Origin of the sequence: Paenibacillus azoreducens (assembly GCF_021654775.1) — a bacterium.
Lineage (GTDB): Bacteria > Bacillota > Bacilli > Paenibacillales > Paenibacillaceae > Paenibacillus_AQ > Paenibacillus_AQ azoreducens.
Map to the genome: position 1 here is coordinate 3,025,582 of NZ_AP025343.1, position 24,578 is coordinate 3,050,159.

General features: G+C 45.8%; 22 protein-coding genes and 1 pseudogene. 13 read left to right on the forward strand and 10 right to left on the reverse strand.

The genetic code is table 11. The annotated features are described in order from the left end of the window. Positions 1 to 126 precede the first annotated feature (126 nt). Positions 127 to 1,440, forward strand: coding sequence for an RNA polymerase factor sigma-54 (gene rpoN, locus L6442_RS13180; RefSeq protein ID WP_237100300.1), 1,314 nt, complete (start codon positions 127 to 129; stop codon positions 1,438 to 1,440). 89 nt (positions 1,441 to 1,529) lie between these two features. Here the strand turns inward: rpoN and L6442_RS13185 are convergent, their stop codons facing one another. Then, a complete protein-coding gene (locus L6442_RS13185) occupies positions 1,530 to 2,690 on the reverse strand; it encodes a lyase family protein (RefSeq protein WP_212977299.1) in 1,161 nt (386 codons plus the stop codon). Positions 2,691 to 2,969: 279 nt separating this feature from the next. On the opposite strand from L6442_RS13185, the gene L6442_RS13190 reads away from it, so the two are divergent. The 3 genes from L6442_RS13190 to L6442_RS13200 all read left to right on the forward strand — a co-directional run bounded on the left by L6442_RS13190 (position 2,970) and on the right by L6442_RS13200 (position 5,826). After that, entirely contained in the window at positions 2,970 to 3,800 is an 831-nt protein-coding gene (locus L6442_RS13190; RefSeq protein WP_212977300.1) for a helix-turn-helix transcriptional regulator, read from the forward strand. 195 nt (positions 3,801 to 3,995) lie between these two features. Next, positions 3,996 to 5,246, forward strand: coding sequence for a multidrug efflux MFS transporter (locus L6442_RS13195; protein ID WP_212977451.1), 1,251 nt, complete (start codon positions 3,996 to 3,998; stop codon positions 5,244 to 5,246). Then, entirely contained in the window at positions 5,236 to 5,826 is a 591-nt protein-coding gene (locus L6442_RS13200) for a hydrolase (RefSeq protein ID WP_212977301.1), read from the forward strand. Before L6442_RS13195 ends, L6442_RS13200 begins: the two co-directional genes overlap by 11 nt. Positions 5,827 to 7,027: 1,201 nt before the next feature. On the opposite strand, the pseudogene L6442_RS13205 reads toward L6442_RS13200, so the two are convergent. Beyond that, positions 7,028 to 7,186, reverse strand: a pseudogene (locus L6442_RS13205) (GNAT family N-acetyltransferase); the annotation flags it as partial. A gap of 200 nt (positions 7,187 to 7,386) precedes the next feature. Between L6442_RS13205 and L6442_RS13210 the strand changes: the two are divergent. Next, positions 7,387 to 8,166, forward strand: coding sequence for an alpha/beta fold hydrolase (locus tag L6442_RS13210; protein ID WP_212977302.1), 780 nt, complete (start codon positions 7,387 to 7,389; stop codon positions 8,164 to 8,166). Then, positions 8,141 to 8,728 carry a TetR/AcrR family transcriptional regulator gene (locus L6442_RS13215; RefSeq protein WP_212977303.1) on the forward strand — a complete coding sequence of 196 codons (588 nt, stop codon included), beginning with the start codon at positions 8,141 to 8,143 and terminating at the stop codon, positions 8,726 to 8,728. Before L6442_RS13210 ends, L6442_RS13215 begins: the two co-directional genes overlap by 26 nt. Before the next feature lie 47 nt (positions 8,729 to 8,775). On the opposite strand, the gene L6442_RS13220 is transcribed toward L6442_RS13215, so the two are convergent. Both L6442_RS13220 and L6442_RS13225 read right to left on the reverse strand, forming a co-directional pair. After that, the gene (locus L6442_RS13220) at positions 8,776 to 9,762 is read right to left on the reverse strand and encodes an alpha/beta fold hydrolase (protein ID WP_212977304.1); all 987 of its coding nucleotides are present in this window, start codon (positions 9,760 to 9,762) and stop codon (positions 8,776 to 8,778) included. Then, a complete protein-coding gene (locus tag L6442_RS13225) occupies positions 9,752 to 10,324 on the reverse strand; it encodes a MarR family winged helix-turn-helix transcriptional regulator (protein ID WP_212977305.1) in 573 nt (190 codons plus the stop codon). Before L6442_RS13225 ends, L6442_RS13220 begins: the two co-directional genes overlap by 11 nt. Before the next feature lie 249 nt (positions 10,325 to 10,573). Between L6442_RS13225 and L6442_RS13230 the strand changes: the two genes are divergently transcribed. Together L6442_RS13230 and L6442_RS13235 are read left to right on the forward strand one after the other, a co-directional pair. Continuing rightward, positions 10,574 to 11,188: a DJ-1/PfpI family protein gene (locus L6442_RS13230; protein ID WP_237100301.1), complete on the forward strand. Its 615-nt coding sequence runs from the start codon at positions 10,574 to 10,576 to the stop codon at positions 11,186 to 11,188. Between the two features lie 229 nt (positions 11,189 to 11,417). Further along, a complete protein-coding gene (locus tag L6442_RS13235; RefSeq protein WP_212977307.1) occupies positions 11,418 to 13,397 on the forward strand; it encodes an elongation factor G in 1,980 nt (659 codons plus the stop codon). 427 nt (positions 13,398 to 13,824) lie between these two features. On the opposite strand, the gene L6442_RS13240 is transcribed toward L6442_RS13235, so the two are convergent. Both L6442_RS13240 and L6442_RS13245 read right to left on the reverse strand, forming a co-directional pair. Further along, entirely contained in the window at positions 13,825 to 14,247 is a 423-nt protein-coding gene (locus L6442_RS13240) for a DUF3995 domain-containing protein (RefSeq protein ID WP_212977452.1), read from the reverse strand. A gap of 89 nt (positions 14,248 to 14,336) precedes the next feature. After that, on the reverse strand, positions 14,337 to 14,861 hold the full coding sequence (locus L6442_RS13245) for a TetR/AcrR family transcriptional regulator (RefSeq protein WP_212977453.1): 525 nt from the start codon (positions 14,859 to 14,861) through the stop codon (positions 14,337 to 14,339). Positions 14,862 to 15,126: 265 nt separating this feature from the next. Between L6442_RS13245 and L6442_RS13250 the strand changes: the two genes are divergently transcribed. After that, on the forward strand, positions 15,127 to 16,008 hold the full coding sequence (locus L6442_RS13250) for an AraC family transcriptional regulator (protein ID WP_212977308.1): 882 nt from the start codon (positions 15,127 to 15,129) through the stop codon (positions 16,006 to 16,008). Between the two features lie 111 nt (positions 16,009 to 16,119). Here the strand turns inward: L6442_RS13250 and L6442_RS13255 are convergent, their stop codons facing one another. Then, positions 16,120 to 17,226: a hypothetical protein gene (locus L6442_RS13255; RefSeq protein WP_212977309.1), complete on the reverse strand. Its 1,107-nt coding sequence runs from the start codon at positions 17,224 to 17,226 to the stop codon at positions 16,120 to 16,122. Between the two features lie 345 nt (positions 17,227 to 17,571). Here L6442_RS13255 and L6442_RS13260 point away from each other — a divergent pair, with 345 nt between their 5' ends. Both L6442_RS13260 and L6442_RS13265 read left to right on the forward strand, forming a co-directional pair. Then, a complete protein-coding gene (locus L6442_RS13260; RefSeq protein WP_272880352.1) occupies positions 17,572 to 17,964 on the forward strand; it encodes a MarR family transcriptional regulator in 393 nt (130 codons plus the stop codon). Between the two features lie 103 nt (positions 17,965 to 18,067). Further along, entirely contained in the window at positions 18,068 to 18,694 is a 627-nt protein-coding gene (locus L6442_RS13265) for a nitroreductase family protein (protein ID WP_212977311.1), read from the forward strand. A gap of 185 nt (positions 18,695 to 18,879) precedes the next feature. On the opposite strand, the gene L6442_RS13270 is transcribed toward L6442_RS13265, so the two are convergent. After that, complete coding sequence (locus L6442_RS13270) at positions 18,880 to 20,769, reverse strand: serine hydrolase domain-containing protein (protein WP_212977312.1); 1,890 nt, start codon at positions 20,767 to 20,769, stop codon at positions 18,880 to 18,882. A gap of 173 nt (positions 20,770 to 20,942) precedes the next feature. On the opposite strand from L6442_RS13270, the gene L6442_RS13275 reads away from it, so the two are divergent. Together L6442_RS13275 and L6442_RS13280 are read left to right on the forward strand one after the other, a co-directional pair. Continuing rightward, positions 20,943 to 21,659: a response regulator transcription factor gene (locus L6442_RS13275; protein WP_212977313.1), complete on the forward strand. Its 717-nt coding sequence runs from the start codon at positions 20,943 to 20,945 to the stop codon at positions 21,657 to 21,659. Beyond that, positions 21,656 to 22,705: a sensor histidine kinase gene (locus tag L6442_RS13280; protein ID WP_237100303.1), complete on the forward strand. Its 1,050-nt coding sequence runs from the start codon at positions 21,656 to 21,658 to the stop codon at positions 22,703 to 22,705. The genes L6442_RS13275 and L6442_RS13280 overlap by 4 nt, the downstream gene beginning before the upstream one ends. A 240-nt stretch (positions 22,706 to 22,945) precedes the next feature. On the opposite strand, the gene L6442_RS13285 is transcribed toward L6442_RS13280, so the two are convergent. Both L6442_RS13285 and L6442_RS13290 read right to left on the reverse strand, forming a co-directional pair. Continuing rightward, entirely contained in the window at positions 22,946 to 23,647 is a 702-nt protein-coding gene (locus L6442_RS13285; protein WP_212977314.1) for a transglutaminase-like domain-containing protein, read from the reverse strand. Between the two features lie 43 nt (positions 23,648 to 23,690). Continuing rightward, complete coding sequence (locus tag L6442_RS13290; protein ID WP_212977315.1) at positions 23,691 to 24,467, reverse strand: helix-turn-helix domain-containing protein; 777 nt, start codon at positions 24,465 to 24,467, stop codon at positions 23,691 to 23,693. Positions 24,468 to 24,578: the final 111 nt, after the last annotated feature.

Sequence of the window (24,578 nt, forward strand, 5' to 3'; positions counted from 1 at the left end):
ACGCAAGAAAAGGATGCACTTTCGCATCCTTTTAATTGATCTTATCCCATGTTCTTTTTGCACTATTTTGAGTAAAGTATAGTAAAGGGTATTCTAACCAAAAAACAAAGGGAAGGGGGGAGGACGTTGTTAGGGTATCAATTGGTGCAGGACCAACGCCTCAAGCTGGCGCTTACTCCTGAACTGAAGCAATCCATTCATATATTGTCATTGCCTGCCGATGAACTGATACAATATTTGCATGAACAGGCGACCGAAAATCCGGTGCTCGAGCTTGAGGACGGCTGGGAAGCCCGGGCATACAGCGGAAGGATCAGACGCGGCGAAGGGATGCGATTGGAGCGGGATCCGCTTTGGAACGCAGCCGGGACGCAGGATACGATGGAGGAGAAGCTGAAGAGCCAGCTGCGCCTCCTCTCGCTCCCTGCGGAAGTATATCGTGCGGCTGCATATATGGCCGGGAATTTGAATGACGACGGTTATTTGGACATTCCATTGACGGAAATCCGTTCGATGTTAAATGTTTCGGAAGCGGTCCTTATGGCCGCGCTTGAGTCGCTGCAATCCCTGGAACCTGCCGGCATAGCCGGCAGGGATCTGCGGGAATGCCTGCTGCTGCAGATTGCCCGCGATCCGGATTCCGTCCCGTTTGCTTATGAAATCGTAGATAATTATTTGCCGGAATTGGCTCATGGCAACTTGGAACGTATAACCTCGGATTTGCGGATTTCGAAGGAACAGGCAACCAGCGCCTCCCGATATATCCGCAGCTTGAATCCGCGTCCCGGGCTGGCCATGGGAGCTTTCAATCGGCAGTTTATCGTCCCGGATGCCGTTGTCGAGCGACACGGGGACGGATTTACGGTCTCCTTGCTTTCTTCAAATGTTCCCAAGCTGTCGATTAGCGATGAATGGCGGAACTGGATCAAAATGCGCAAACCGGCAGAGGAAGGGCTGCAATTAAACACATGCTACAAGTCGGCTGAGTGGCTAGTCCGCAGCGTAGAGATGCGGAAATTAACTTTGACGAGGGTTGTATGCGCTATCATGGAGGAGCAGCAAGCATTTCTGTCAGAAGGAGCGAAAGGCCTGCGGCCCATGACCTTAAACACGATCTCGGGCAAGCTGGATATGCATGAATCGACGGTCAGCCGCGCGGTTCACGGCAAATACGTGCTCACTCCGTACGGCGTGTTTCCCTTGAAGTATTTTTTTGCGGCCGGCTTGTCAACTTCAGACGGGGGTGGAGTATCCTCACGGACGGTGCAAGCGAAGATCAAGGAGCTTATCGATTCCGAGGATAAAAGATATCCATACTCCGACCAGAAAATCGCCGATATGCTTTTAGCGGAAGGAATACGGTTGTCGCGCAGAACGGTCACCAAATACCGGGAAGAATTAAGGATTTTATCTTCTTCGGCCCGCAGGGATCGAAAATGAAAAAGGGGTTGCTTCAGATTAATATCTGGGGCAGCCCCTTTTGAAATGGTGAGATTCATATTGCTAAAGATGAAGGTGTAGCGATCCGGTTATATGGCCGGTAGTTGATATACTGAGTCCGTCTTTTCCGTGAGCGAGAGCGTAAAAGATTCGATGCCCGTGTTCAGTAATTTCAAGGATTCAAGCAGGTTATGGACGATAAGCGGCGGAACGGCATTTCGGTCAACCATTCCGGTTTCCGCAGCCAGAAAAAGGCTATGGTCCAAACCGACTGCCTGAAATGCGATTTGCTGCAAAGCTTCAGCGGCTCTAAGTTCCGTGTTTGTATTCAAATCCGGTTTGCTTGGAGCGGTTTGCTGCGACACGGCGAGGCGGATATCGCTGCATAATTTCGACAGGCTCATGGCACAATGTTTGAGCGCGGAAGAGAGCTGGACAAACATATCGCTGCTCTTAACTGTATTTATGCCATCGTTAAAGCCATAATCATAATCGCTGATTTGCGTTATCTCCAGCAAATACGTTCCGATTTTTGCCGTAAACTCCGCACTCGCATTCGGCGCGGGCACAATATGCTCAGCACCCAGAAAATCAGCTGGAAGCAGCGAAGCGGCCGCGATGAGCCGTTTCAAGTCATCTTGCAGGCAACGCGCGGAATCCGCATATTGGCCGCCAAGCCATGCCGGTGTTCCCAACTGCAGGTTTTCCGGCTCTGCAGGCGGATCGGCTCGCTTGTATTGGGCGAGTAAACAGCCGATCAGCTGATCAATGGACCGGATCAAGGTTTGGGACAATCGATGGGCGGCGATGCGGAGAGCCGAAGAAATCACGCCATCTGCCGTCTGATCCAAATTGACATGGCGGATAGGGTCAATCAATGAATAATTTCCTTTATCCTCAAGCATAAACTCAAGCGCGCGGTTGGCAAGAACTTCGTTCATATTCATGTTAAGAGCGTCGCCTGTAATATCCTGACATATATTCACGATAAAGTCTTCCGCATGTTTTCCAATCATCACCTCATCCGCGGCTTTGACGATCCGATTGCCGATCCGCTCCGGCAGCGTGCCCAGATCAAGATGGGCTTTTGCGGCAGCTTTTTTTATGATGGCCACACCCATAATTAACTCAATGTGAACTGGCACGGCGGCACGGGGACAGTTTTCGACGGTCCGCAGCGTTTGAATGCCGTAATAAGCATGGGCGGGCAGCACGCGCGCCCCTAGAATGTCTTGCTCGATTCTGATCATTGGTCTTGCCTCCCTTTTCACGTGAACCTGTCCGGTATAAGTTGCGGTCTAATATTTTTAATAAGCAATTTTCATGCCAAGACAGGATATATACTGAAAATAGTCATTAAAATGATGCGGGTTGATTGCTGCGGAGTGCGTGATCGTTCCTAAAGGCTGCTCCCCGTCTCGGTATGATCGGCTATTTTCATGCTTGCCTCCGAATGTGATAATCTCAATATGTATCGGACAGAGGGTTCAGATAAAGAAAAGCATTCGAAAAGTAAAGTGGAGGTACCCGTGAATTTCAATCAACTTTTTTTCCACATCCATTATTGTAATGGTCGAAAATACAAGGAACCGCTCAAGCCTTTCCGTAAAATAACGAGAACGCTGCCGCATCATGAGCTTATTTGGGTTACCGAGGGGGCTGGGCGGATCAAAATCGGCAAACGAATTTATCCGATCCAAAAAGGAATGCTGTATTATATCGGCCGAGGCATGCTGCATCAAATTGAGCCGGACTCTGACAAACCTTCGGGTTTCTTGACCGTCCATTTCAGCTTTGCGCATGTGGGATTGAATGATGGCATATGGGCAGTCGAAGACGATGAGGAAATGCTGCCCCTGCATCCGGCTTATGAATTAAGGGATGCTTATCCGGTGCAGGATCTGTTTCAAAAGCTGGTGGACAGCTGGAACGTCAAGCTTCCAGGGTACGAGTTTACGTCCAAAACCTTGCTGCAGCAGCTGCTTATCGCCATTTTCCAAAACATAAAAAAGCAAAGTCAAAATTATGCCACTTCCTTAAAGGTGGAAAAAATCATTGGGTACATGCATGAGCATATCAACGATAAGGTCACCTTGACCGATTTATCGCAGTTGGTGCAGCTGACGCCTGCGTATCTATCGAGGATGTTTAAGGAAACGACGGGTTACTCGGTCATCGGGTATTTTAATAAGATCAAAATGGATAAAGCGAAGGAACTGCTGATTGAAGGAGATAAAAAGGTAAAGGAAGTAGCCCAGGCGCTGGGATACGCGGATGAATTTTATTTCAGCCGCATATTCAAAAAAACCGAAGGGATGAGTCCATCGGAATATTACAGCAAAAATGTCCATGGAGTTTAGAATAATGCATGGTATAAGGACACTCTCCGAGCTAATATAAGGATGTTATTGTTCATGGTTCATTGACAAGGACTCTTGCATATAGCGGAAGGGAGGTCTTTTTTTCAATATGTTAGAAAATATAAACTTCCGGGGTCCCCGCAAAATATTCGGAATAAACTTCGGAGGCTACACTTCACTTTGCGGGGGGATATGATGCCGATTTGGAAAAGAAATTTGATCGTTTGCTGGTTCGGGATGTTTGTCACCGGCGTGGGCATGAGTCAAATCGCGCCCATTTTGCCGCTTTATATCAAGCAGCTCGGAGTAAATAATCCATCGTCCATAGCCCAATTTTCCGGCATTGCCTTTGGCATTACCTACATTATTTCGGCCATTTTTTCGCCCATTTGGGGACAGGCTGCCGATAAGTACGGACGCAAACCGATGCTGCTGCGGGCAAGCCTCGGGATGGCGGTTGTCGTGGGCTGCATGGGATTTGCACACAATGTATACGTGTTGATCGGACTCCGGATCTTGCAGGGGACCATTACGGGTTACAGCACCGCGTGCACGACATTGATCGCCACCCAGACGGACAAGGAACATGCGGGAATGGCACTGGGCACGCTGTCAACGGCGAATATTGCCGGCTCATTGCTTGGTCCGATGATCGGCGGTTTTGTGGCTGAGCATTGGGGCCTGAGAGATTCATTTTTTATTACCGGCGCGCTTTTGTTTATTGCTTTTATAGCAACGCTTTTGTTCGTCCAAGAATCCTTTGTGCGCGAACACAAACAGGCGGCGGGCATTAAGGAAATATGGCGCAGCATCCCCGAAAAAAGCTTGACCATAAGCATGTTCGTGACTTTTTTCGTACTTACTGTGGCACTCTATTCGGTAGAACCCATCATTACGGTCTATATTACCCAACTGTCCGGCCATACCGGTCATATTGCGTTGCTGGCGGGAATCACCTTCTCCGCATCGGGGCTTGCCAATATTTTGGCCGCACCCGGACTCGGAAAGCTTTCTGACAAAATCGGAGCGCAAAAGGTAATTTTAGCTGCTCTCATAGCGGCAGGCGTAGTTTTCATTCCGCAGGCTTTTGTGCAAAACCCATGGCAGCTTATGGTACTGCGCTTCTTGTTTGGACTCGCGGCGGCAGGTCTGATTCCCTCCGTCAATATTCTGGTCAAAAAAATTACGCCGTCTGAGTTGACAGGCAGAATATTCGGTTTCAATATGTCGGCCGGGTATTTGGGCGCCTTTGCAGGCGCGCTGCTGGGCGGTCAGGTGGCGGCGTGGTTCGGTATGAAATATGTGTTTTTCATTACCAGCGCTTTGCTGTTGGCAAACGCGGCATGGGTTTATTTCACGGTGTATAAAAAGCTAAACAGCAGCGCAGCGATAGGGTCCTTGGGCAAAATTAAACTAATCAATGGGAGAGAAGAAGATGGAATCTAACTTGACAAAAGAAAGGGAACAATTGAAAGCGGAAAAAACGGCGTTGGTGGTGATCGACCTGCAAAACGGGATTGTGCACGGGCAGCGGGCTCCATATACGGGAGAAGAGGTAGTGCGCAGCGCAAGCAAATTGGTGGACGCATTTACGGAAAAGGGCGCGTTTGTCGTTTTCGTGAAAGTCTCGACCGTTGACGGAAAAGATATGCTAAAACCAGCAACGGATATAAATGTAAGCCAGCCGCAATTCCCGCAAGGTTGGGATCGGATTGTGCCCGAATTAGCTGATACTCCACAAGCGCATATGGTTACGAAACGGCAGTGGGGGGCATTTTTCGGCACGGACCTGGACCTGCAGCTGCGCCGCCGCGGCGTTGACACGATCGTGTTATGCGGGATTTCGACGTCTGTCGGCGTGGATACGACGGCAAGAGAAGCTTATCAGCATGGATACCACCAGGTGTTTGTGGAAGATGCGATGACGGCTTCAACGAAGGAAGAACATGATTATGTATGCAAATATATTTTTCCGAAGATCGGTAAAATCCGGACCAGCGAAGAAGTGGTCGCGGCTTTGAAATAACAGATCAAAGTGAAAAAGTTGAGCCCAGGTTTGAAGTTCCGGCATTACCAACGTATTGAAAGTTGAGATGAACTAACGAAACGGGCTGTCCCCAAAGTAGGTTAGTAGTTTGCTGATCAGACAGCTCGCTTGGAATTAGAAACGGTTGGGTAATCCAAAAGTGACGAGCAGAGCTAGTTCTGCATCGCCACTTTTCGATTTTAATCCATTGCTGCCCTCCACTTTCACTGGCCCCACATCTGAACCCGTAGAGGAATCCACCCACACACAGTGATAGATCCAGGTGGTAAAGGCAGCCGATATCAACTTCATATTTATGGGTTTATAGGTAATATCTATTATTTCCTTTATATATTGTTACAGATGTACTCTATGATGCGATGTTGACGAGCACAAAGGACGCATTGCAAAGTCACACAACACTCTAACGGACACTGCTGACGCTATTGTAGGCAATTTCGACCATTATGATTTCTAACGGACACAGCTGCAGTTATTTAGTGAAAAAACTCGCTTTTGATGGTGTTTATGGGCAGTTAAGCGCTGTGGTGTCCCTTACATTTTTAAAATAGCTGTTTTTAGCCATTTAGCGGTCGTGGTGTCCGTTAGAATCGGAAGCGTAGGCGGAGGCCGCAGTTCATACCGTCCCAAAATGATGCTCAAAGTGATCCTTTACGATTACCCGAAAATGCTTTACTTTTGCCGTAGCATCGAAAAGCTGCTGCAAGAAAACCTCCTAGGGCAACAGGTCGTTCCGGCGTTTCTCCTTGCGAGGGCCAGAGAAGGTCCACGCCGAGTTTGGGATTGTGGCTTTAGCCCACAATCTACCGAAGGTGGCGGGCATCCGTTCCGCTACTTTCCTGCAAAAGCGACAAAACAAAAAAAGTTGGGCGGAAAACATGACGTTTTCCCGACCAACTTTTTATTTTGGGGACTTATTGGACAGCCCCTATTTTATTTGGCTCTTTTCGCATAGATCGTTGCTATTTTGATCAGACTTACCCAAACACGAACAAATCAAGCTATTTACCTTTTAAAAAAGCTTTAAAGTGATTTTTACTTTTTTAACTCTTGGTAATTCACTTCAAGTAGTTTTTCTACTGGAATATTATCTATTGTCATTCCTGTGATGTCACTATCCGTAATTTGTAGGTTTTTTAAGTTACTGTTACTAATCTTAGTTCCTTGGAGGTCACACCTTTTCAACTGAGGAATAACCAGGAGGTTGGATATTGTAATCTAAAATTTCTTGATTTAAAATCCATCTTCTTGCTTCTTCATCAAATGTTTTTTTCATTATTTCTGTCAGCTTCTCGGCATCCGAAATCACTGCTTTTTGAATTTTAATTCTCCCTTTTATACAAATGAATGAAAATCTACTCAGGGAAATGCCTGCTAATTGAGTAGGATCTTGGTTATATAATAGCAAAAAATCAAATAATTTCTTATCTGTTTCAAAAGCAACAATCTTTACGAAAAGATCCTATTATTTTTTATTGACCAAACGTTCATTCATTAATAAAATGTAATTATAAACCACTAATAAAGGGAGGGACCCAAATGGATTTGTATTACGAAGTTCAAGGAAATGGAAAACCTGTAGTTCTCCTGCACAGCGGCGGCGCGGATATACGGGACTGGACGTTTACTGCTCCACTTTTAGCCCAAAACTATAAAGTCATCGCGTTTGACGGACGCGGCGCCGGAAAATCACCTTCCCCTGTTGAACCGGCAAACTATGTTGCCGACTTGCTTGCTTTGCTGGATCATTTGGAAATCGATAAGGCTGTGCTCGTAGGACATTCCATGGGCGGCAGAATTTCAATCGATTTCGCGTTGGAACACCCGGAAAGGGTATCCGAACTTGTGCTAATTGGACCGTCTTTATCAGGTTTCGCCTTGTCTCATGAGTTTGAAGAATGGATGCGGATGATCAATGCCGCTTTTCCCGATATCGAAAAGGTCATTGAACTTTCCTTTGACGCTCCGTCATACCGCATCGTAAAGTCCAGCCCGCATTGGGAACTCATGCTTCAGATGTTCCGGCATCATTTAAAGAAAACGACGGAATGGGCGACATTCGAATCGGTTTGGCCCAATCCTCCCGCGATCGAAAGGCTGGAAGACATGTCGGTGAAAACCATGCTAATCATCGGTTCGGAAGAACTGCCTGATAACATACGTGCGGCCGAATGCCTTCGGAAAATCCCCGATCTTCGTTATGTCACAATGGCCGGTGCGGATCACATGCTTACGCTAACCCATCCTGACGAACTGTATCGCCATATCATCGATTTTTTGGAGGAAAGCAGCCATGCCGCGAACGCAAGAGGAAAATGAACGGATACGACAGATTGCCATAGAGAAAATTCGACATGCAGCAATGGAGCTGTTCATGCAAAAGGGGTATCATGCGACATCGATTGACGACGTAGCAAAGCAAGCGAACATCTCCAAAGGTTTGCTGTACAATTACTTCAAAGGGAAAGAGGAACTTCTCGCGACAATGGTTCAGACCAGAATCGATGAATTGGTTTTTGTGATGAATGCTGCGTCCGCTATCGAGAAACCTGCCGAGCAGCTCAAGTACATCGTCGAAGGTGCGATTGACAATGTGAGGCAAAAACCGGAGGTTTTCCGATTTTATCTTCATTTGCAGACCCAGCCTGAATCGGACGAAGTCCTTGCGAAATACAGTAAGCTCCTGATTGAGGAAAACGCGAGACAGTTCAATTTGCAATGCGAGATGTTCGAAAACCTCGGAGTCAAGGAGCCGAGAAAGCGGTCATTATACTTTTCATCCGTGCTGCAGGGGATCATGCTGATGATTTCGACCTATCCGGCACAATTTCCGATTGAAGAAATGAAGGCGGAAATCATTCGCGAATTTTGTTCATCATGAACAGGCAAAGCGTATCAACCAGGGGTTAATCGATTTTTTAAATAAAGTCATATACCTTTTAGCTCCTCATTTTCTTCCCTATTCCGAATTGCCGAAAGCGCACTCGTAAACAACTCCGTTTGGTCAAGCATAATGCGATGTCCGGCTCCCGGAAGCAAAAACAATTGTTTGCGCGGAGCCTGGATTTTGCCGAAATATTTCTCGGCGATCACATAAGGAGCTTGCCAGTCTTGGTCTCCTAAAATAAAGTAAACGGGTACTTGATAATCTGCCGGTTCCGCAAACAAATCGAAGCCAGCCAAAAAAGTTTCCAGCACATTGCGGTTGGCCTTTAATCCCTTCATGAGAGCCGTGATGTCGGACCATTTAAAAATAGGGCTTTTGATCACTTTGAACATGATCGGCAGATCCTTTTTGCCAGCCAAATGATATTTGCCTTGGAGTTTGCGGATTTTACCGCATTTTTTCAAAAAGTGGTTGTCGATGACTAATTTTTCTCCCGGGTATTCGCCGATCGCCTCCAGTTTATGCAAGGATTTCCGGTCGCCAACCTGAAGGATCAGTTCTTTCAGTTTGCCATAACCAACACGCTCGTTTTCAAGCATGGAAATGACCTGCGCCACGCCGATAAAATAAGCAACCTCATTCGGGAATCGCTTGATAAATGTCATCCCCAGCACGCTTCCCCAGGAACGGCCCAGCAAAACGATTTTTTGTTTTTTGTATTTTTGCTTCAAATACCGGATCACCTCAAATAAATCCTGCAGCATCAAATCAATGGTCGGATACTTGTCTTTATTTTTCATCAGCGTTTTTCCGGCGCCGCGCTGGTCCCAATGCACGATGGTAAAAATCTTCTCTATTTCATCCTGAAAAAGATGGGCAAATAAACATTCAACGCTGCCGGGACCGCCATGCAAATACAGCAGCACCGGATTGTCGGAACTTGTGCCTGAATGAAACAGATATTGCTCGATACCGCCTATAGGGACATATTCTTCGATCCAAATCGGCTTTTCGGATTTATTTTTCATCGGTTGTCCGCTCCTTTTGCCGCGCTTGTCTTCTGGTTTCAAATTCCTTCAGTACTCTCGTTTGCGTTTCGCTGTAACCTTCACCAATTTCAACCCGGCTTTCCTCTTCAAAACCGTCCTGCTCTTCGCCGTCATATTGATATAGTTTTTTTAGCAGATTCCATAAGGATTCCATTTCTTCCGGCGTAAAATGTTTGAATACCTCTTCTAAAAAGAACAGTCCTTTTTCGGCAGACTCCAGCAAAACCTTTTTTCCGGCATCCGTGATTTTTACATTCACCGCACGTTTATCCTGCGGACTTGGAACGATCATGACATAGCCTTTTTTTTCGATAATGGTGATCAGCTGTTTCGCGCTTTGCTTGCTGGTACCCAGCTTTCTCGCGATATTGTTGAGCGTGGTTTCATTTTCGGGCAAATGCCCAATGGCCGTCATGGCCATAAACTGCCTTGCTGTTAAGCGTTCAAGGTATTCATCGCCATGGATTTGAAGTTTGTTGGTCAATGAAAAAAGGGTGGCGTATGTTTGCTGCATTAAAAAGATCTCTCTTAGGATATCCATACTATGTTCCCTTCTGCATTTAGTCATGATATTGTCTTTTATTGTGGCAGAAATGAATTAAATAGTCAATATCATGTCTAATTAAGGAAAGCATACGGTGGACGTTGTTTAGATTTAGCCGCATTTTGTAGCACTTCTTTGGTCATCCAATCTCCTCGCGGATCTGTTATGATGATGAGGATGAAAATACGTGCTGCAATAAGCACCTTGAGATGCCAAAATGCCCTAATGGGGATAGGAGGAGTAAAGTTGAATAGATGGAAAGTTGGTATTTTGCTGTTTGACGATGTAGAGGTGCTTGATTTTGCCGGCCCGTTTGAAGTGTTTGCGGTGACGACTGCAGAGCAGGAACAAGGGGAAACATACAGCCCTTTTGAAGTAACCACCATATCAGAGGATGGCCGCATGGTTACAGCCCGCAACGGTTTGAAAGTGATGCCGGATTACAGCTTCGAATCAGCGCCTCCTTATGATTTACTGGTCATTCCAGGGGGGATGGGCACAAGGAGTCTGGTAAAAAACAAAACGGTGATCGACTGGATCGGCAATCGTTTCGGTGAGGTACAGTGGATGACATCGGTTTGTACCGGAGCGTTCTTGCTGGCGGAAGCGGGATTGCTTGACGACAAACGCGCAACGACCCATTGGGCGAGCATCGAACGGATGCGCGATACATACCCTGCGGTTAAGGTGGAGGAAGGCGTCAAATTCGTCGATGAAGATCGGATTGTATCGTCGGCAGGAATTTCCGCGGGTATCCATATGGCCTTCCATATGGTCGTCCGGCTGCTAGGCAAAGAGGTAGCGAAGGAAACGGCACGGACGATGGAATATGACATTGACTTGGATTATTTCGAAAGCTAGATATCATTTAAAACCTCCAAAACCATGTTGCAATGGGATAGGAGGTTTTTTGGTTGAAAACGCATTACGCCCGAATGCCATAAACGGCTTGAATCGTCATTTTGTTTGAAATATACCGTCAATCCCCATATACTGGGGGTAATACATTAGATTGGAGTGATTGGAATGCGGCAATTTAACATCATTCGAAAGGAGAAAGTTATGAATAGAGAAAAGAGGATAATAATCCATGAAAATGATAAATATAGGGATTTTGGCGCATGTAGACGCCGGAAAGACAAGTTTGGCTGAACGTATTTTATTTGATACAAATGTGATTGACGAGCTCGGAAGAGTGGATCAAGGAAATACGCAGACGGATGCCATGGATCTGGAACGGAAAAGAGGGATCACGATCAAGGCGTCCGTGGTTTCTTTTGATCTGGGCGGTTACAAGGTGAATTTGATCGATACGCCGGGACATGCTGATTTTATCGCCGAAGTGGAACGTTCCCTTAACGTATTGGATAGCGTTATTTTAGTCATTTCAGCGGTGGAAGGCGTGCAGGCGCAGACGAAAATACTGTTTTCCGTTTTGCGGAGAATGGGAATTCCCACGATTTTGTTCGTGAACAAAATTGATCGGCTTGGCGCTCAGGGCGAGCAGGCTGTCGAACAAATCCGCGCAAAGTTGACGCCGGACGTGATTTCTTTATGCAGAATTGATGATGCGGGCCAGAAGGAAGCGTCCGTTGCTCCAAAACGTTTTGATTGGGACACGGACTCCGCGTTTTTGGAGCAATGCATCGAGCTATTGTCATCCCATGACGAGTGTTTGCTTGAGTCTTATGTCAATGGCGAGATGCTGCCGGGTGAACGGGTGGAAGCGGCATTCAGGGATCAGGTGCGGCAAGCGAATGCGCATCCGGTATATTTTGGGTCAGCCATGACCGGAGTGGGTGTTGCGGACTTGCTTGCAGGCATCACCCGATGGTTTCCGGTGAATGATGAGCCGGAGGAAACGGCGCTGTCGGGGATTGTATTTAAACTCGAAAGAGAAGCAAGCGGGGAAAAGATAGCATATATCAGACTGTTTTCAGGGAGTCTCTCCCTGCGGGAGCAAGTGAAGGTCGGACGGAACAACAAGCAGGGCGAATATGAAACCTATGATTGTAAAATCAAAAAACTTCATGCCCTGGTGAACGGAAAGTCCGTTCCCGCTCCCAAGATTGGTGCCGGTGATTTGGCAAAAGTATGGGGGCTGGAAGATGTTCGGATCGGGGATATCGTCGGCGAACAATCCAGTTTGATCAAGCAGATCAGTTTCGCCGTACCCCGGATGGAGACGAGAATCGAAGCGGTGGACCCAAGCCAGACGCATCACCTGTACCAGGCTCTTGTCAGTATGTCGGAAGAAGATCCGTTAATTCAGGTGGTTAAAGACGAAATCCATCAGGATCTGTATATCCGCATTTTCGGCGAAGTGCAAAAAGAAGTGATTGAAGCTGCTTTGCAAGAAACCTATGCAGTGAATGTCCGGTTTTCGGATACCCGAACGGTCTGCGTGGAGAAACCGGCGGGAAAAGGGCAGGCGCTGGAGGTCATCATGGAGGGTGATAATCCATTTTATGCGACCGTAGGTTTTAGAATCGACCCCGGCGTGCCAGGAAGCGGAATCACGTACAGGCTCGAAGTCGAGTTGGGTTCATTGCCCTTGGCTTTTCATAAAGCCATTGAAGAGACGGTCCGCATGACGCTCATGCAAGGTTTGTACGGATGGGAAGTCACCGATATCATCGTCACATTGACCCATACCGGATATGCGAGTCCAGTGACGACAGCGGGCGATTTTCGAAAGCTTGTTCCCCTTGTGTTAATGGATGCGCTAGTGCAGTCGGGCACGGAAGTATATGAACCTATTTACAGCTATGAGCTGACGGTGCCGGAAGAGGCAATGAGCAAAGCGGTGTTCAAATTATCCGCCATCCAGGCGGTAGTATGCGAAACGGTTGTAGAGAACGGTATGGCCCTTATTACGGGCACGATCCCTGTCGGCGTGACGGAAAGCTTCAAAAGGAGCTTGCATGCCTTCACCCAAGGCGAAGGTTTTATGATGGCAGAGCCGGCCGGATTCATCCAGGTCCATGGCGATGTGCCGTCAAGGCCGCGGACCGATTATAATCCAATGCAGCGAAACGAATATTTAATGCATGTGATGCGTGCTTTTTAAGCCGTGAAAAATAAGGGATTGCGACAAAAACCCGATTGGAGTTCAAGCTCCGGTCGGGTTTTTGCTGTGAAACATCCGCTAACGCGGTCCGCGCTACTTTAAGAGTATGCCGATAGACGGTTTTTTTAATATTGACAAGAACAAGTATATATTAATAATTAAGTGTGATTAAATAATGAAGGACAGCGAAGAAAAGCGCAGGGCAAAAGTATTGGCTAGGCGGGGATGTTCTTGATATGGATGAAGCATTTCGTCTCTCCTGGGAATGGTGAACTCGGATCCAAGAAGCATTCATCATGCTATTAATACCGCTTCGCTTCATTTTATGGACCAATATCTCAAAGGAGGCAAGGCATTTGTTGAATCCTTTAAATCCAGTTCCGGAATTCGTTTGCGCAGGGTCGGTTCAGAATTAGAGTGATGATTTTTATAACAATAATAGAACATAGTTGATTCCGAGATACAAGCAGAGCGGACTGTACAGGAACGTATCATTGGTTGCGAAAACGGAATGTTTCACTTTTTTGAAAAAGCCGACATAGTTAAAGTCGCCAATACTCCGCAGCAAAAAAACAGCCGCGCAAACGATGCAGCCCCAGCGGGAGAGCGCACCTGCTTTCATAGTAGGCAGGAACCCGCCTTGAATAACAAGAAGGCAGACAGCCATAAGGAGAAGGAAGGCCACCAGCAAAGTCCCCCACTTGCCCGGGACGAAAGCGGGCTGGCTTTCTCCTTTTCTGCGCGGGATAACAGCTCCCGTTCCCCAGCGTCCTCCAAACGCCCAGTACATATGCAGCATGCTGATAAGAGATAAAATGCCGGCTGAAATGAGGGTCATCCAAAATTCCATCATGCTCTTCCTCCTTAAAACATACGGATGCGTATGGTGATGCGATTTTTAATCCCTAATATGACTTTCGCCACATTAGGGAGGCAAACTTAGATATCAAGCAAAAGGCTGAATGTATCTTCCATATCCAGGTCGGCCTTGGCTCCAAACCGGGTCATCCATCCTAAATAAACGAGGTAGGCCAGCTTCGCCCGGGAGAGTGCAGCCGCAGGCTTCAAACCTCGGTGTTCATATAATTTTGCGACATAACGTATCCTTTGGTTTTCAATTTCGGCAATGCGGGCCGAGAGTTCGGGAGATCGTTTGGCCCATGCGTAAATGGCGAATTCGATTTGTTTATTTTCTTCATTCGGGGCGAAGCTAACTTGCAGTATGCGTTCAAGCGATGGGGAGTTATGCACCTCTAATTCGTTGATGATATTCCGGGTTGCGTGCTCCTCCCAATAATCGATCATCGATTCCAGAAGATCGCTCCGGTCCTCAAAATGATGATAAAAGCTCCCTTTGCTTATTTTCAGCTCCCGCGCAAGCACTTCAACGCGAACGGCATCGATTCCGGCTAACGCTAATTTACGTAACCCGGCTTTTATCCAGTCTTCTCTTGAGAGCTGCATCATCCACCTCCAACATACGGTAGCGTATGTTTTAAAAATACATCAATGTCGAGAAATAATCAAGCCGCATTTTTCCTGACGTTGCCTTGTACGGATTTAACAACTTATTTTTAGCGGCCTTGATGATGTTTATAATCCTGTAAGCTGGTAGTATAAGAAAGCAATAACCATTAGGCGTTTCGAACCCGTCAAAACTTGAACATGAACTATCGGAACATCGGCTGCATTTTTTGTTACGCTGGTTTTGAGGAAAGGAGGGGGGTGCATGAATCTGCTTGAAAACTTGAACAATGCATTATCCTATATCGAAGAGAACCTGACGCAGGAGGTGGACTTTAAAGAAGCGGCAAGGCGGGCATTGTGCTCCGAATATCATTTTAAGCGAATGTTTTCGTTCCTCGCCGGTCTGACGATATCGGAATATATCCGCCGCAGGCGTCTCACGCTGGCAGCATTTGAACTTCAAGGAAGCCGGACGAGGATCATTGACGTTGCGATAAAGTACGGATACAACTCGCCGGATGCATTTACGAAAGCCTTCCAGCTCTATCATGGAGTCACGCCTACAGAAGCCAGAGTCAGCGGACAATCGTTGAAGATCCTTCCTCGAATGACTTTTCAATTGACCATTAAAGGAGGAAGCGAAATGAAGTACCGTATTGAAGAAAAAGAGGCTTTTCGTATTGTTGGGATCAAAAAAAGAGTCCCCATCATATTTCACGGGGTGAATCCGGAAATTGCCGCGATGTGGGAAAGCCTTAACGATGATTTGATCACGCAGATAAAAAAGCTTTCGAATACCGCACCTTTAGGTATCCTTAGCGCCTCAACGAACTTTTCCGAAGGCCGGATGGAGGAGAAGGGGGAGCTTGATCATTATATCGGCGCTGCGACGACAAGGGAATGTCCGGAAAATCTTTCGGAGCTGAACGTTCCCGCAACATCTTGGGCAGTATTTGAAGCCGTGGGTCCTTTTCCCGGTACGCTTCAGGAGATCTGGGGACGGATCTATTCCGAGTGGTTTCCTTCCTCTAATTACGAGCAGGTGGAGGGACCGGAAATATTATGGAATGAGAGCAAGGATACAACATCATCCACATTTAAGAGCGAAATCTGGATTCCTGTAACACGCACTCAGCAGAGCTAAAAAAGGGCGGAACCTTATGGTTTGAAACAGTTAGAAATTGTAAAAGCTCATGCCGTCCGGTGCAATTGCCGTCAACAGCATGAGCTTTTATGCTGCTATCAGAGAATTAGTTTAATAAGTGGCCCATGAGTCCAGACGGCCGTTATAAAAGTGAAGATAAGTATTGCCATATACCCATTGCTCAAAAGAAGAATATGAACTTGTATATGTATTGATGTCATTCGGTCCTCCCCATGACATGAGCACTTGATCTGGGGTCATTCCAATGGCAATCTTTTGCTGGGCGATTAGATTCCAGATACGATCCGTCCAATTGGGGTGCTCTTTTTTAGGATCTTGAGTGTAAAAATGATCATAAATAACCCCGTTTGGATAGCCATTGATAGGAATCTTGAAGGTAACTTTTTGATTACTTGCTCTTCTTGCCTGAATGACAGCATTCCCATCCTTAATGCTTAAGGAAAGAATTTTGATTCTTTCGATATTATACAGCGGGGTAGAAGAAGGCAGTGCTTTTTTGTTAGCCCAGACATATTCATTTTTAAAAGCTTCTTTGGTGAAAAGATTGTATTGAAGAATATGACAAAAAGTAGATGGCACATTTTCGAAAATGGTCTCGTGTACTATTTTACTGTTCACTAATTGGATTTCGACATCTGTAATCAAGCCGGATGAACTCATGTTTATCACCCATCCGAATTGATTGGTCTGGTATAGATAAACTTTTGACCCCATATACCATCGGACAGAATCAGGTACAGTTTTTAAATTATTAATGATTTTTACAGTTTCCTGGTAATGACCGTAGTTGTCCCATAAGTAGACTGTTGTATATTCCCCAACATATTTGCCGGAGTAACCGGTGATCTGCAATAACTTTTCAAAGGTTATGTAGGTTGAATTTTTATAGATTACTGAATTAGTTTTATTGATGTTAAACTTACCTTTTGATGAGGCGACAGTTATGCCATTGTTCGTGTCCAATGATACCCCCTTTAGACTGTTTAATAATTTCAATGGTAAATATACCTTATCGTCATTAGCCAGGTAGGTTTTTTGCTCTAAAATATTGATGTGGCCATTAATGAATACAGCTACTTCTTGCGGATCATATGAATTTGGAAGCGAATGGCCATCGGCATTTACAAATATAGGCCTAAAGATGGATGATGCGAACAATATTAGGAGCATTAACAGGTATTTTGAGTTTTTTTTCATTACAATCCCCCGTTTTATTTTAGACGCTTCCTTAATATACCATGGAAATTCATATATTTCGATAACGAATATGGTACTAAAGTCTATGTAAAGAGTCTTTGGATGTAGATTTGAAACTTCTATTCCAGGTATAGTTCGGGAAAGACTCATAGGGAATCGTACATAGCATATGTTTAATGTTCGAAAAACCTAACATCCGGTAGGCTTTTTGAGAAAGCTTGGACAAATCCTTGAAAAATGATTTTCATTACTCTATAATTGACGAGTCAACTGTTGATCGATCATATGTGGAGGTGAGAAAAACAGATGCACATGTCTTGTCAGGAAATGAAACAAATTTTCCTCATGATCAAAAATATTGATAGGCATGTAACCCAGCATTTTGAAAAGCGAACAGGCATTAGCTTGACGAGATACGAGATCCTGTACAAATTATTTGAAAGAGGCCGTCTTTGTCAAATGAAGCTGCAGCATGAGTTGAAGATCGATCAAGCGGCGATTACGAGACACTTAAAAATACTTGAGGAAAAAGGCTTAGTCACCCGCAATCGTAATGAAGAAAATAATCGGGAAGTGCTTGTGCAAATTACGGATGCAGGTAATGATATTTTAAAGGACTGTTACCTAGACAAAAAACGATTTATGGATGAATTGTTTGCTGAATTTACAGAGGAAGAGATGAAGCAACTGCAATTATTAATAAAAAAGCTTGATCGTGACGCAGAAAAACTGACATAGCTAACCAATAAAACCTATTGAAATCGTAATGATCTTTCTTATTTTCATTTTGGCAGCATCCATAAATATTCATATCCATCTCAACTAGAAAGGGGTATCTGTGATGCCACTGACACAAACAACAGTAGAACAAGTAATGCACGAACGTAAATCCGTTCGCAAATATAAAGAAGGGGTTGTCATCCCGCAAGAAAAGCTGCAATACCTTCTTCAACAAGCGATTACCGCACCTTCATCAAGTAATTTGCAACCTTGGCGATTTCTTGTGATTCAGGATCAACAAGTTAAAAAGGAACTGCGTGCGATAGCCAATGATCAGGAACAAGTGGAGACTTCATCGGCGATTATAGCTGTACTTGGCGATCTTGAGATGTACGAACACGTCGAGCAAATTTATGATGCCAATTACGAACAAGGTTTTATAACTCGAGAAGTCGCTGATTTAATGATTACAAAATCGCGCGCTTTATACAGCAATTTACCGGAGGCAGTATTGAAAAATATTGTACACTTCGATGCAGGGCTGGTATCGATGCAAATTATGCTGTTAGCGAAAGATATGGGTTATGACACAGTACCAATGGGTGGTTTTGACAAAGTTAAATTTGCTGAAAAATTCAACCTTTCTCAGAATGAAATACCGATTTTACTCATTGCAATCGGTGAAGCTTCCGCCCCTGCATATGGGTCATCACGTCTGCCGCTGGAACAAATTGCACATTTTATTTAAGCAGGCTCAAAAAAAACGATTAGTTAGATGATTTGGTATATAGGCTCAAGTATTCGATATAAATCCAAAATGAAATTGATTCTAAAAGTCGCCATATTGGCGGCTTTTTTGCTTTAAAGAAAATAAGTTCCTGTCCCGGATCGAGGACAAGAACTTATATTTCTCCATTCCAATGAACAATGGCTTCATGAATAATGGATCGACAGTAAATTCCAATAGAATAAATACGCTGTGTAACTTAAGCTGAGCAAAGCGATGGCACATCTGCTGATTGCAGACGCTTTGCCTTTGATGGCTTCAGCTCCGCTCCGCACCAGCATGTAGACGCCTAATCCCGCCGCTAAAAAAGGCAGCGAACAAATTCCTAAGGCATACCAGATAGGGTACCCGTAAGTAATGACTTCCGAGTTGCCGTAGCTGAGCTGCAGCAGTAAAAATATCACAAAAAGCGCGGCCATGGCAGTGATGATCAGGATCCCCGGTTTCCAGCGTTTTCTAAAAAACGCAATGAAGGAGTACAGCAGCGCGATCACTAGTATCGCGGCCCAGACTATACCTGTACCCAAATAAATGCCAAGCAGTGTCTGCGGCTCCTCCCAAAACGAAGTAACCTCGTTCATGGTAACTTCGCCGATGAACGTCATTTTCCACATACCGTTCATTTGGTGGAAGAAAATTTGCTCGTTCCCTCCCTTTTCCTGAAACAGACCTTGTGCGATCGGGGTATAGGTTTTCTCCCGCACTTGGCCGCTGCCGTCCGGGAAAATGCCGGTTACTGTCAATGCTTCTCCGTTCGCTTTAACCTTAAACGTTCTTCCGAGAAACTCCAGCCATTTGCCATATCCGTGCTGCGGGACTTTCGCAAATTTGTATTCCCGTTCATAGATATGCAAATCTTCGGGAGGAGGAGTTCCGGCTGCTTGCCCGACCGGCGTTCCCGGCAAAATATTTCCGATGCCATCAACCACCTTGTTCAGAATTTGATGCCCGGAGTTGGCGGAATTGATGACCACAAATATTCCGATCCCATGCGAAGGGATAAGGGCCATTTCCGCGGAGAAACCATCGATGTCCCCGGTGTGCCACAGCTTCAACAGTCCGTTCTTCATCGTTCCCCTGAAAAAACCGTAGCCGAGACCATCCACCAGGGGATGCTCTGCAAACTGCTTGTCATGCATCATCGTTATGGTTTCCGGATTCAACAAGGTGTTTCCACGATATTTGCCTTCATTTAGATGAGTTATCATATAATGGGCAAACTCATTCGGTATTACGTTCAATCCTCCCGCTCCCGGAAGATTTATATGGGAAAAAGGAAGCGGCTGATATTTGCCTGCAGCGTAAACGTAAGATTTCGCCACATCGGGTTTTTGCTCATCCACAGAGAGACTGGCGTTCGGCATTTCCATCGGTTGGAATATATTTTTGTCCATATATTCGCTCAGCGTCATTCCGCTGGCCTGCTCAACCAGTACGCCCACTAATCCAAGGCCGGCGTTGCTGTAAGCATACTCTTCCCCCGGGGCCCTTACAGGCGGCTGGTGTTTAAAATAACGCTTCAAATATGCTCCGGACGATATGGTGTCCGCTTGCTTATAAGCGTTCACTCCATAAATCAATTCATCCAATCCCGCCGTATGGGTCAGCAAATCATGCAAGGTGATCGGCAATCCTTTATAGTTTGAAATTTGGAAGCCCGGTAGATAGTTATTCACATCCTTGCGCAGGTCCAGCTTGCCCTGTTCCACCAATTGCATCGCGGCCGTCGCGGTTACCGATTTAACCAGCGAACCGATTCGGATAAGCGTTTTATCCGGGTTCATGGCGGTTTGCCGCTCGAGATCCGCGAACCCGTACCCTTTGCTGAAAAGAATCTTTTGGCCCGACGTCACCACTACGGTGGCCCCCGGGATATGGAGCCGTTCCATATCTTCCTTCATGATCCGGTCTACTTCCAATTCAACCTGAGATGCTGCTAAAGTTTTGGCAGCTGCGGCGGTATCTGCCGGAAGCAGTAAATGAGCCATCAGGAGCATGAAAGCCATAAGGCAAACCGCGGTTTTTTTCAGATTCATTGTGTTCTCCCCACCAATCCCTATCTGTTTTTATCTTCTGAAGTGTACCACGCTACCCTTTACCTTCCATTTCATCAATCTTAAATTAATCTTACAAACAGGATTCGCGGACAAAAGTGAGAAACATTTATGTAGAGAATACTTATAACCCCATCGGATTAGGAGAATGGAAAGTGAACAGAACTGTGCTTTTAGTGGATGACGAACCGGAAATTGTAGAACTTCTGCGGCTTTTTCTGGAGAAAGAAGGGCTCCGGATTTTTGAAGCCCATGACGGAGAAGTGGCTTGGAAAATGATTCGCGAAAATAAAATAGATCTCGCTGTAATCGATATTATGATGCCCAAGCTCGATGGAATCAGGCTGTTAAAACAAATGCGGACCGAATACAAGCTGCCGGTCATCATGCTGTCGGCCAAAAATCAGGATAGCGACAAAATATTGGGTCTCGGACTCGGTGCCGACGATTTCATCGCCAAGCCTTTTAACCCTCTGGAAGTCGTGGCGAGGATTCAGGCGATGCTTCGCCGGACATACGAATTTAATGATTTCCCTTCCGCCGCGCCGGAAGAACAGGTTCAGGTCAAGATCGGTAATCTGGTGCTGGATCACCATGATTATGTGGTTAATAAAGACGGCCGCGAAGTTATACTGACCGCCACGGAATATAAACTGCTCAAAGCAATGATGGAATCGCCCGGACGGATTTTCACAAAAAAACAATTGTTCGAGCAGGTCTGGAGCGATGTTTACCATGAGGACGCGAATACGATTATGGTCCATATTTCACGTCTGCGGGAGAAGCTGGAGGACGATCCGCGTCAGCCGATTTACATTCGTACGATTCGTGGTTTGGGATATAAATTTGCCAAAAAGGATGACTTTCAGTGAAAAAAGACAAGCTTTTCTATACCTTGATGAAGTCGTATATCTTTTTTGCGCTGACGATGGGGATCGTAAATGTGCTGTTTCTGGTTATTCTCATACGTCCCATTTCAGGGAGTATTGACATCACGTTGGATTGGCTGCTGCTCTTTATTCTGTTGTTTGGATTGAATGTGTGGGGGTACAGCCTGTGGATGGCTGGGCGGATTACGAAACCGTTGGAGAAAATTGCAGACGGGGTTCAACAAATGGCGGAAGGCCGTTATCAACAGCGCCTGGATTTCGAGGCCGGCTATGAATTTGGAGTGATTCAACGGCATTTTAATGAAATGGCCGCCAATCTGGAGCGGACGGAAGAGGAGAACCGCCGTCTTGAAAGCGGCCGGCAGCAAATGCTGGTAGATATCTCCCATGATTTGAAAACCCCAATCACAACCATTCAAGGTTATGCCAAAGCCTTACAGCTTGGACTTGTCGACAACGAAGAGCAGAAGGATAAATATTTGCGGCTGATCTATAACAAAGCGGTGCTCGTAAGCGATTTAATCGAGGATATTTTCAGCTTGTCCACGCTGGAGAGCCCCGAATATCCTCTTTCCGCCACATCAGGCGACCTGGCTGAGTTGATTCGGGAGATCGCGGCCGAGTATTATGATCAGTTTGAGGACAAAGGCTTTAACTTGGAGCTGAATATCCCCTCCGGAGAAGTACCCGTTCGTTGTGATTTCAAATTGATGCGAAGGGCAGTATCCAATTTGGTTTCCAACGCCTTGCAGCACAACTCATCCGGGACGAAAGTATCTATCTCCGTGGAGGAAACCTCTGATAAAGCGATTGTTCATATCGTTGACGACGGAGCAGGCATCCCGGATGCTTTGAAAGAAATGGTTTTCGAACCTTTTGTACGGGGGGATCTCTCAAGAAGAAGCGACGGGGGAACAGGTCTAGGGCTGGCCATTGCCAAAAAAACGGCGGAACTGCACGGTGGCAGATTAGAGCTCGACAATCGTGGAGGGTTGACAGCATTTCAATTGGTGTTAAATAAAGACTAGGCTTTTTTCATTTCGGAATGATGGTTGGTATGCGCCGATCTAATTAACTTAGCTAGACTAACGGGGGTTCAATAAAAGTAAAACAAAAATCAGTCCATTTTACAGAACTGATTTTTCGATGCATAACAGTAAGTTGGGACCATACGCACCAAGGGGACGAAATATCATGCTTCAAGATGATCAGCGCAAACAAAGAGTCATATGTCTGGCATTCGTCGTAGATGCCTCAAAAGGTCCCAATTATTTTAAGCCTTTTCGAATCGCATCCGTTCGCCGGTTAACCCGTTTGCGCAGCAGATTCAATAATAGCTTCTTCACAGGGCTTTTAACATTGTTATACTTAGTGAAAAAATCATCCGGATTGGCGAAATAGCCCAAATCCTCCGTAATCGAAAAGCTTTGGATATAGGTGCTGCCGCCACGCCAGCAGAGATTGATAGCCGTTTTATCTTTGATCGATACACCGTATCCGATGTATCCCCCGTTATAGCTGCAGAGTTTATCCTGAACCTGCTTGAGATAGGGATCGTCAATAATGACACCCTCCAAAGCCACCCAGTTGCCTTCAAACCAGACTTCTGTCCATGCATGAACGATATTGTCGGGCGCGAAGGCGTAAATGATGCCGGTAAGGGCTCCTTTTTGCATTTTTTTATCGATATAAAAACCGTGGATTCTGCAAGGAATCGAGGCGCCCCGGAGCAGCGCCATGAGCAAAATGCTTTTGGTATTGCATTGTCCGTATCCGTCCGAAAGCACCTCCGATGCGGGAATATCATCGCCGCGGTTATAGCCGAACTTGATCCGGTTTCGTACATAATCGTATATTTGGCGAATTTTTTCGTATTCATCAGCGTCTTTCCAGCGTTTATCAGCTATAAGCTTTTGAATTGACGGATGGTTATAATCGACTAAGTTTGTGGCTTGTAAATATGCTTCCATGGTCATCACCCTTTCTGCCTTAACTATAAGGGAGACGGGGGCTTTATACTTTCAAAAATCTGCTATGTTGCACAATTGCACGTGCAGTCATTCCGAGTTTGTCTCTGACGGTTCTGGAGAAATGGGAGGAACTGCTGAAGCCGGCATCAATCGCAGCATCCGTCATTGACTTGCCGCTAAAAACAGCTTGGAACGCCGTTTCTAACTTATGATGAACGATATAGCTTGCAAGCGATATGCCAACCTTGTTTTTGAATATATGAGATAATCTGCTCTCAGAAATATACATGCATTGGCTGAGATCTTTTACGGTCAACTGATGCGGCGGCTGTGTATCTATAGCGTGCAAAACTTCCTGAATGCGGTCATCCAGATCAGGTTTTTGGTTATTTTCATTGATCCGCAGAATCTGCATGCAAAGCTGCATTGCAGTGTCATATTCAGCCTGGCCATTCACCGAAAATAATCGTTCAACAGCCAGCTGCTGCAGCTCTGTAGCCTGATTTTTATCCAGCACATATACACATGAATCTTTCAAGTAGGTCCGTTTCACAAGCTCGCCGAATGTCGATTCCGGGTTAATCAATATGTACCATTGCCATTGCCGAAGGCCCTGCAGCTGATGAGTAACGTTGGATTGGAGAATAAAACCCGATGCTTGCATGGGTTGACCTTCGACCGTTATCGCCACATTTTGTTCGAGCCCGACCGTAAGTTGAATGTAGTGGTGGCTGTGATCGTCCGCATCTACTTTGTTCGTGAGAAAAGAGACATGATCCTGGCTAGAATACAAAATGAGCTCATAGGGGGAAACAATCATCGAAGCCTTGCTCCTCCTTTTCGCGGGAATCGTAAATTTATTGGGGTACTTGGGGTATTTGTTCGAATTATACATATCAAGACTCGGCAAGTAAAGCGCAAGAGGGGAAGG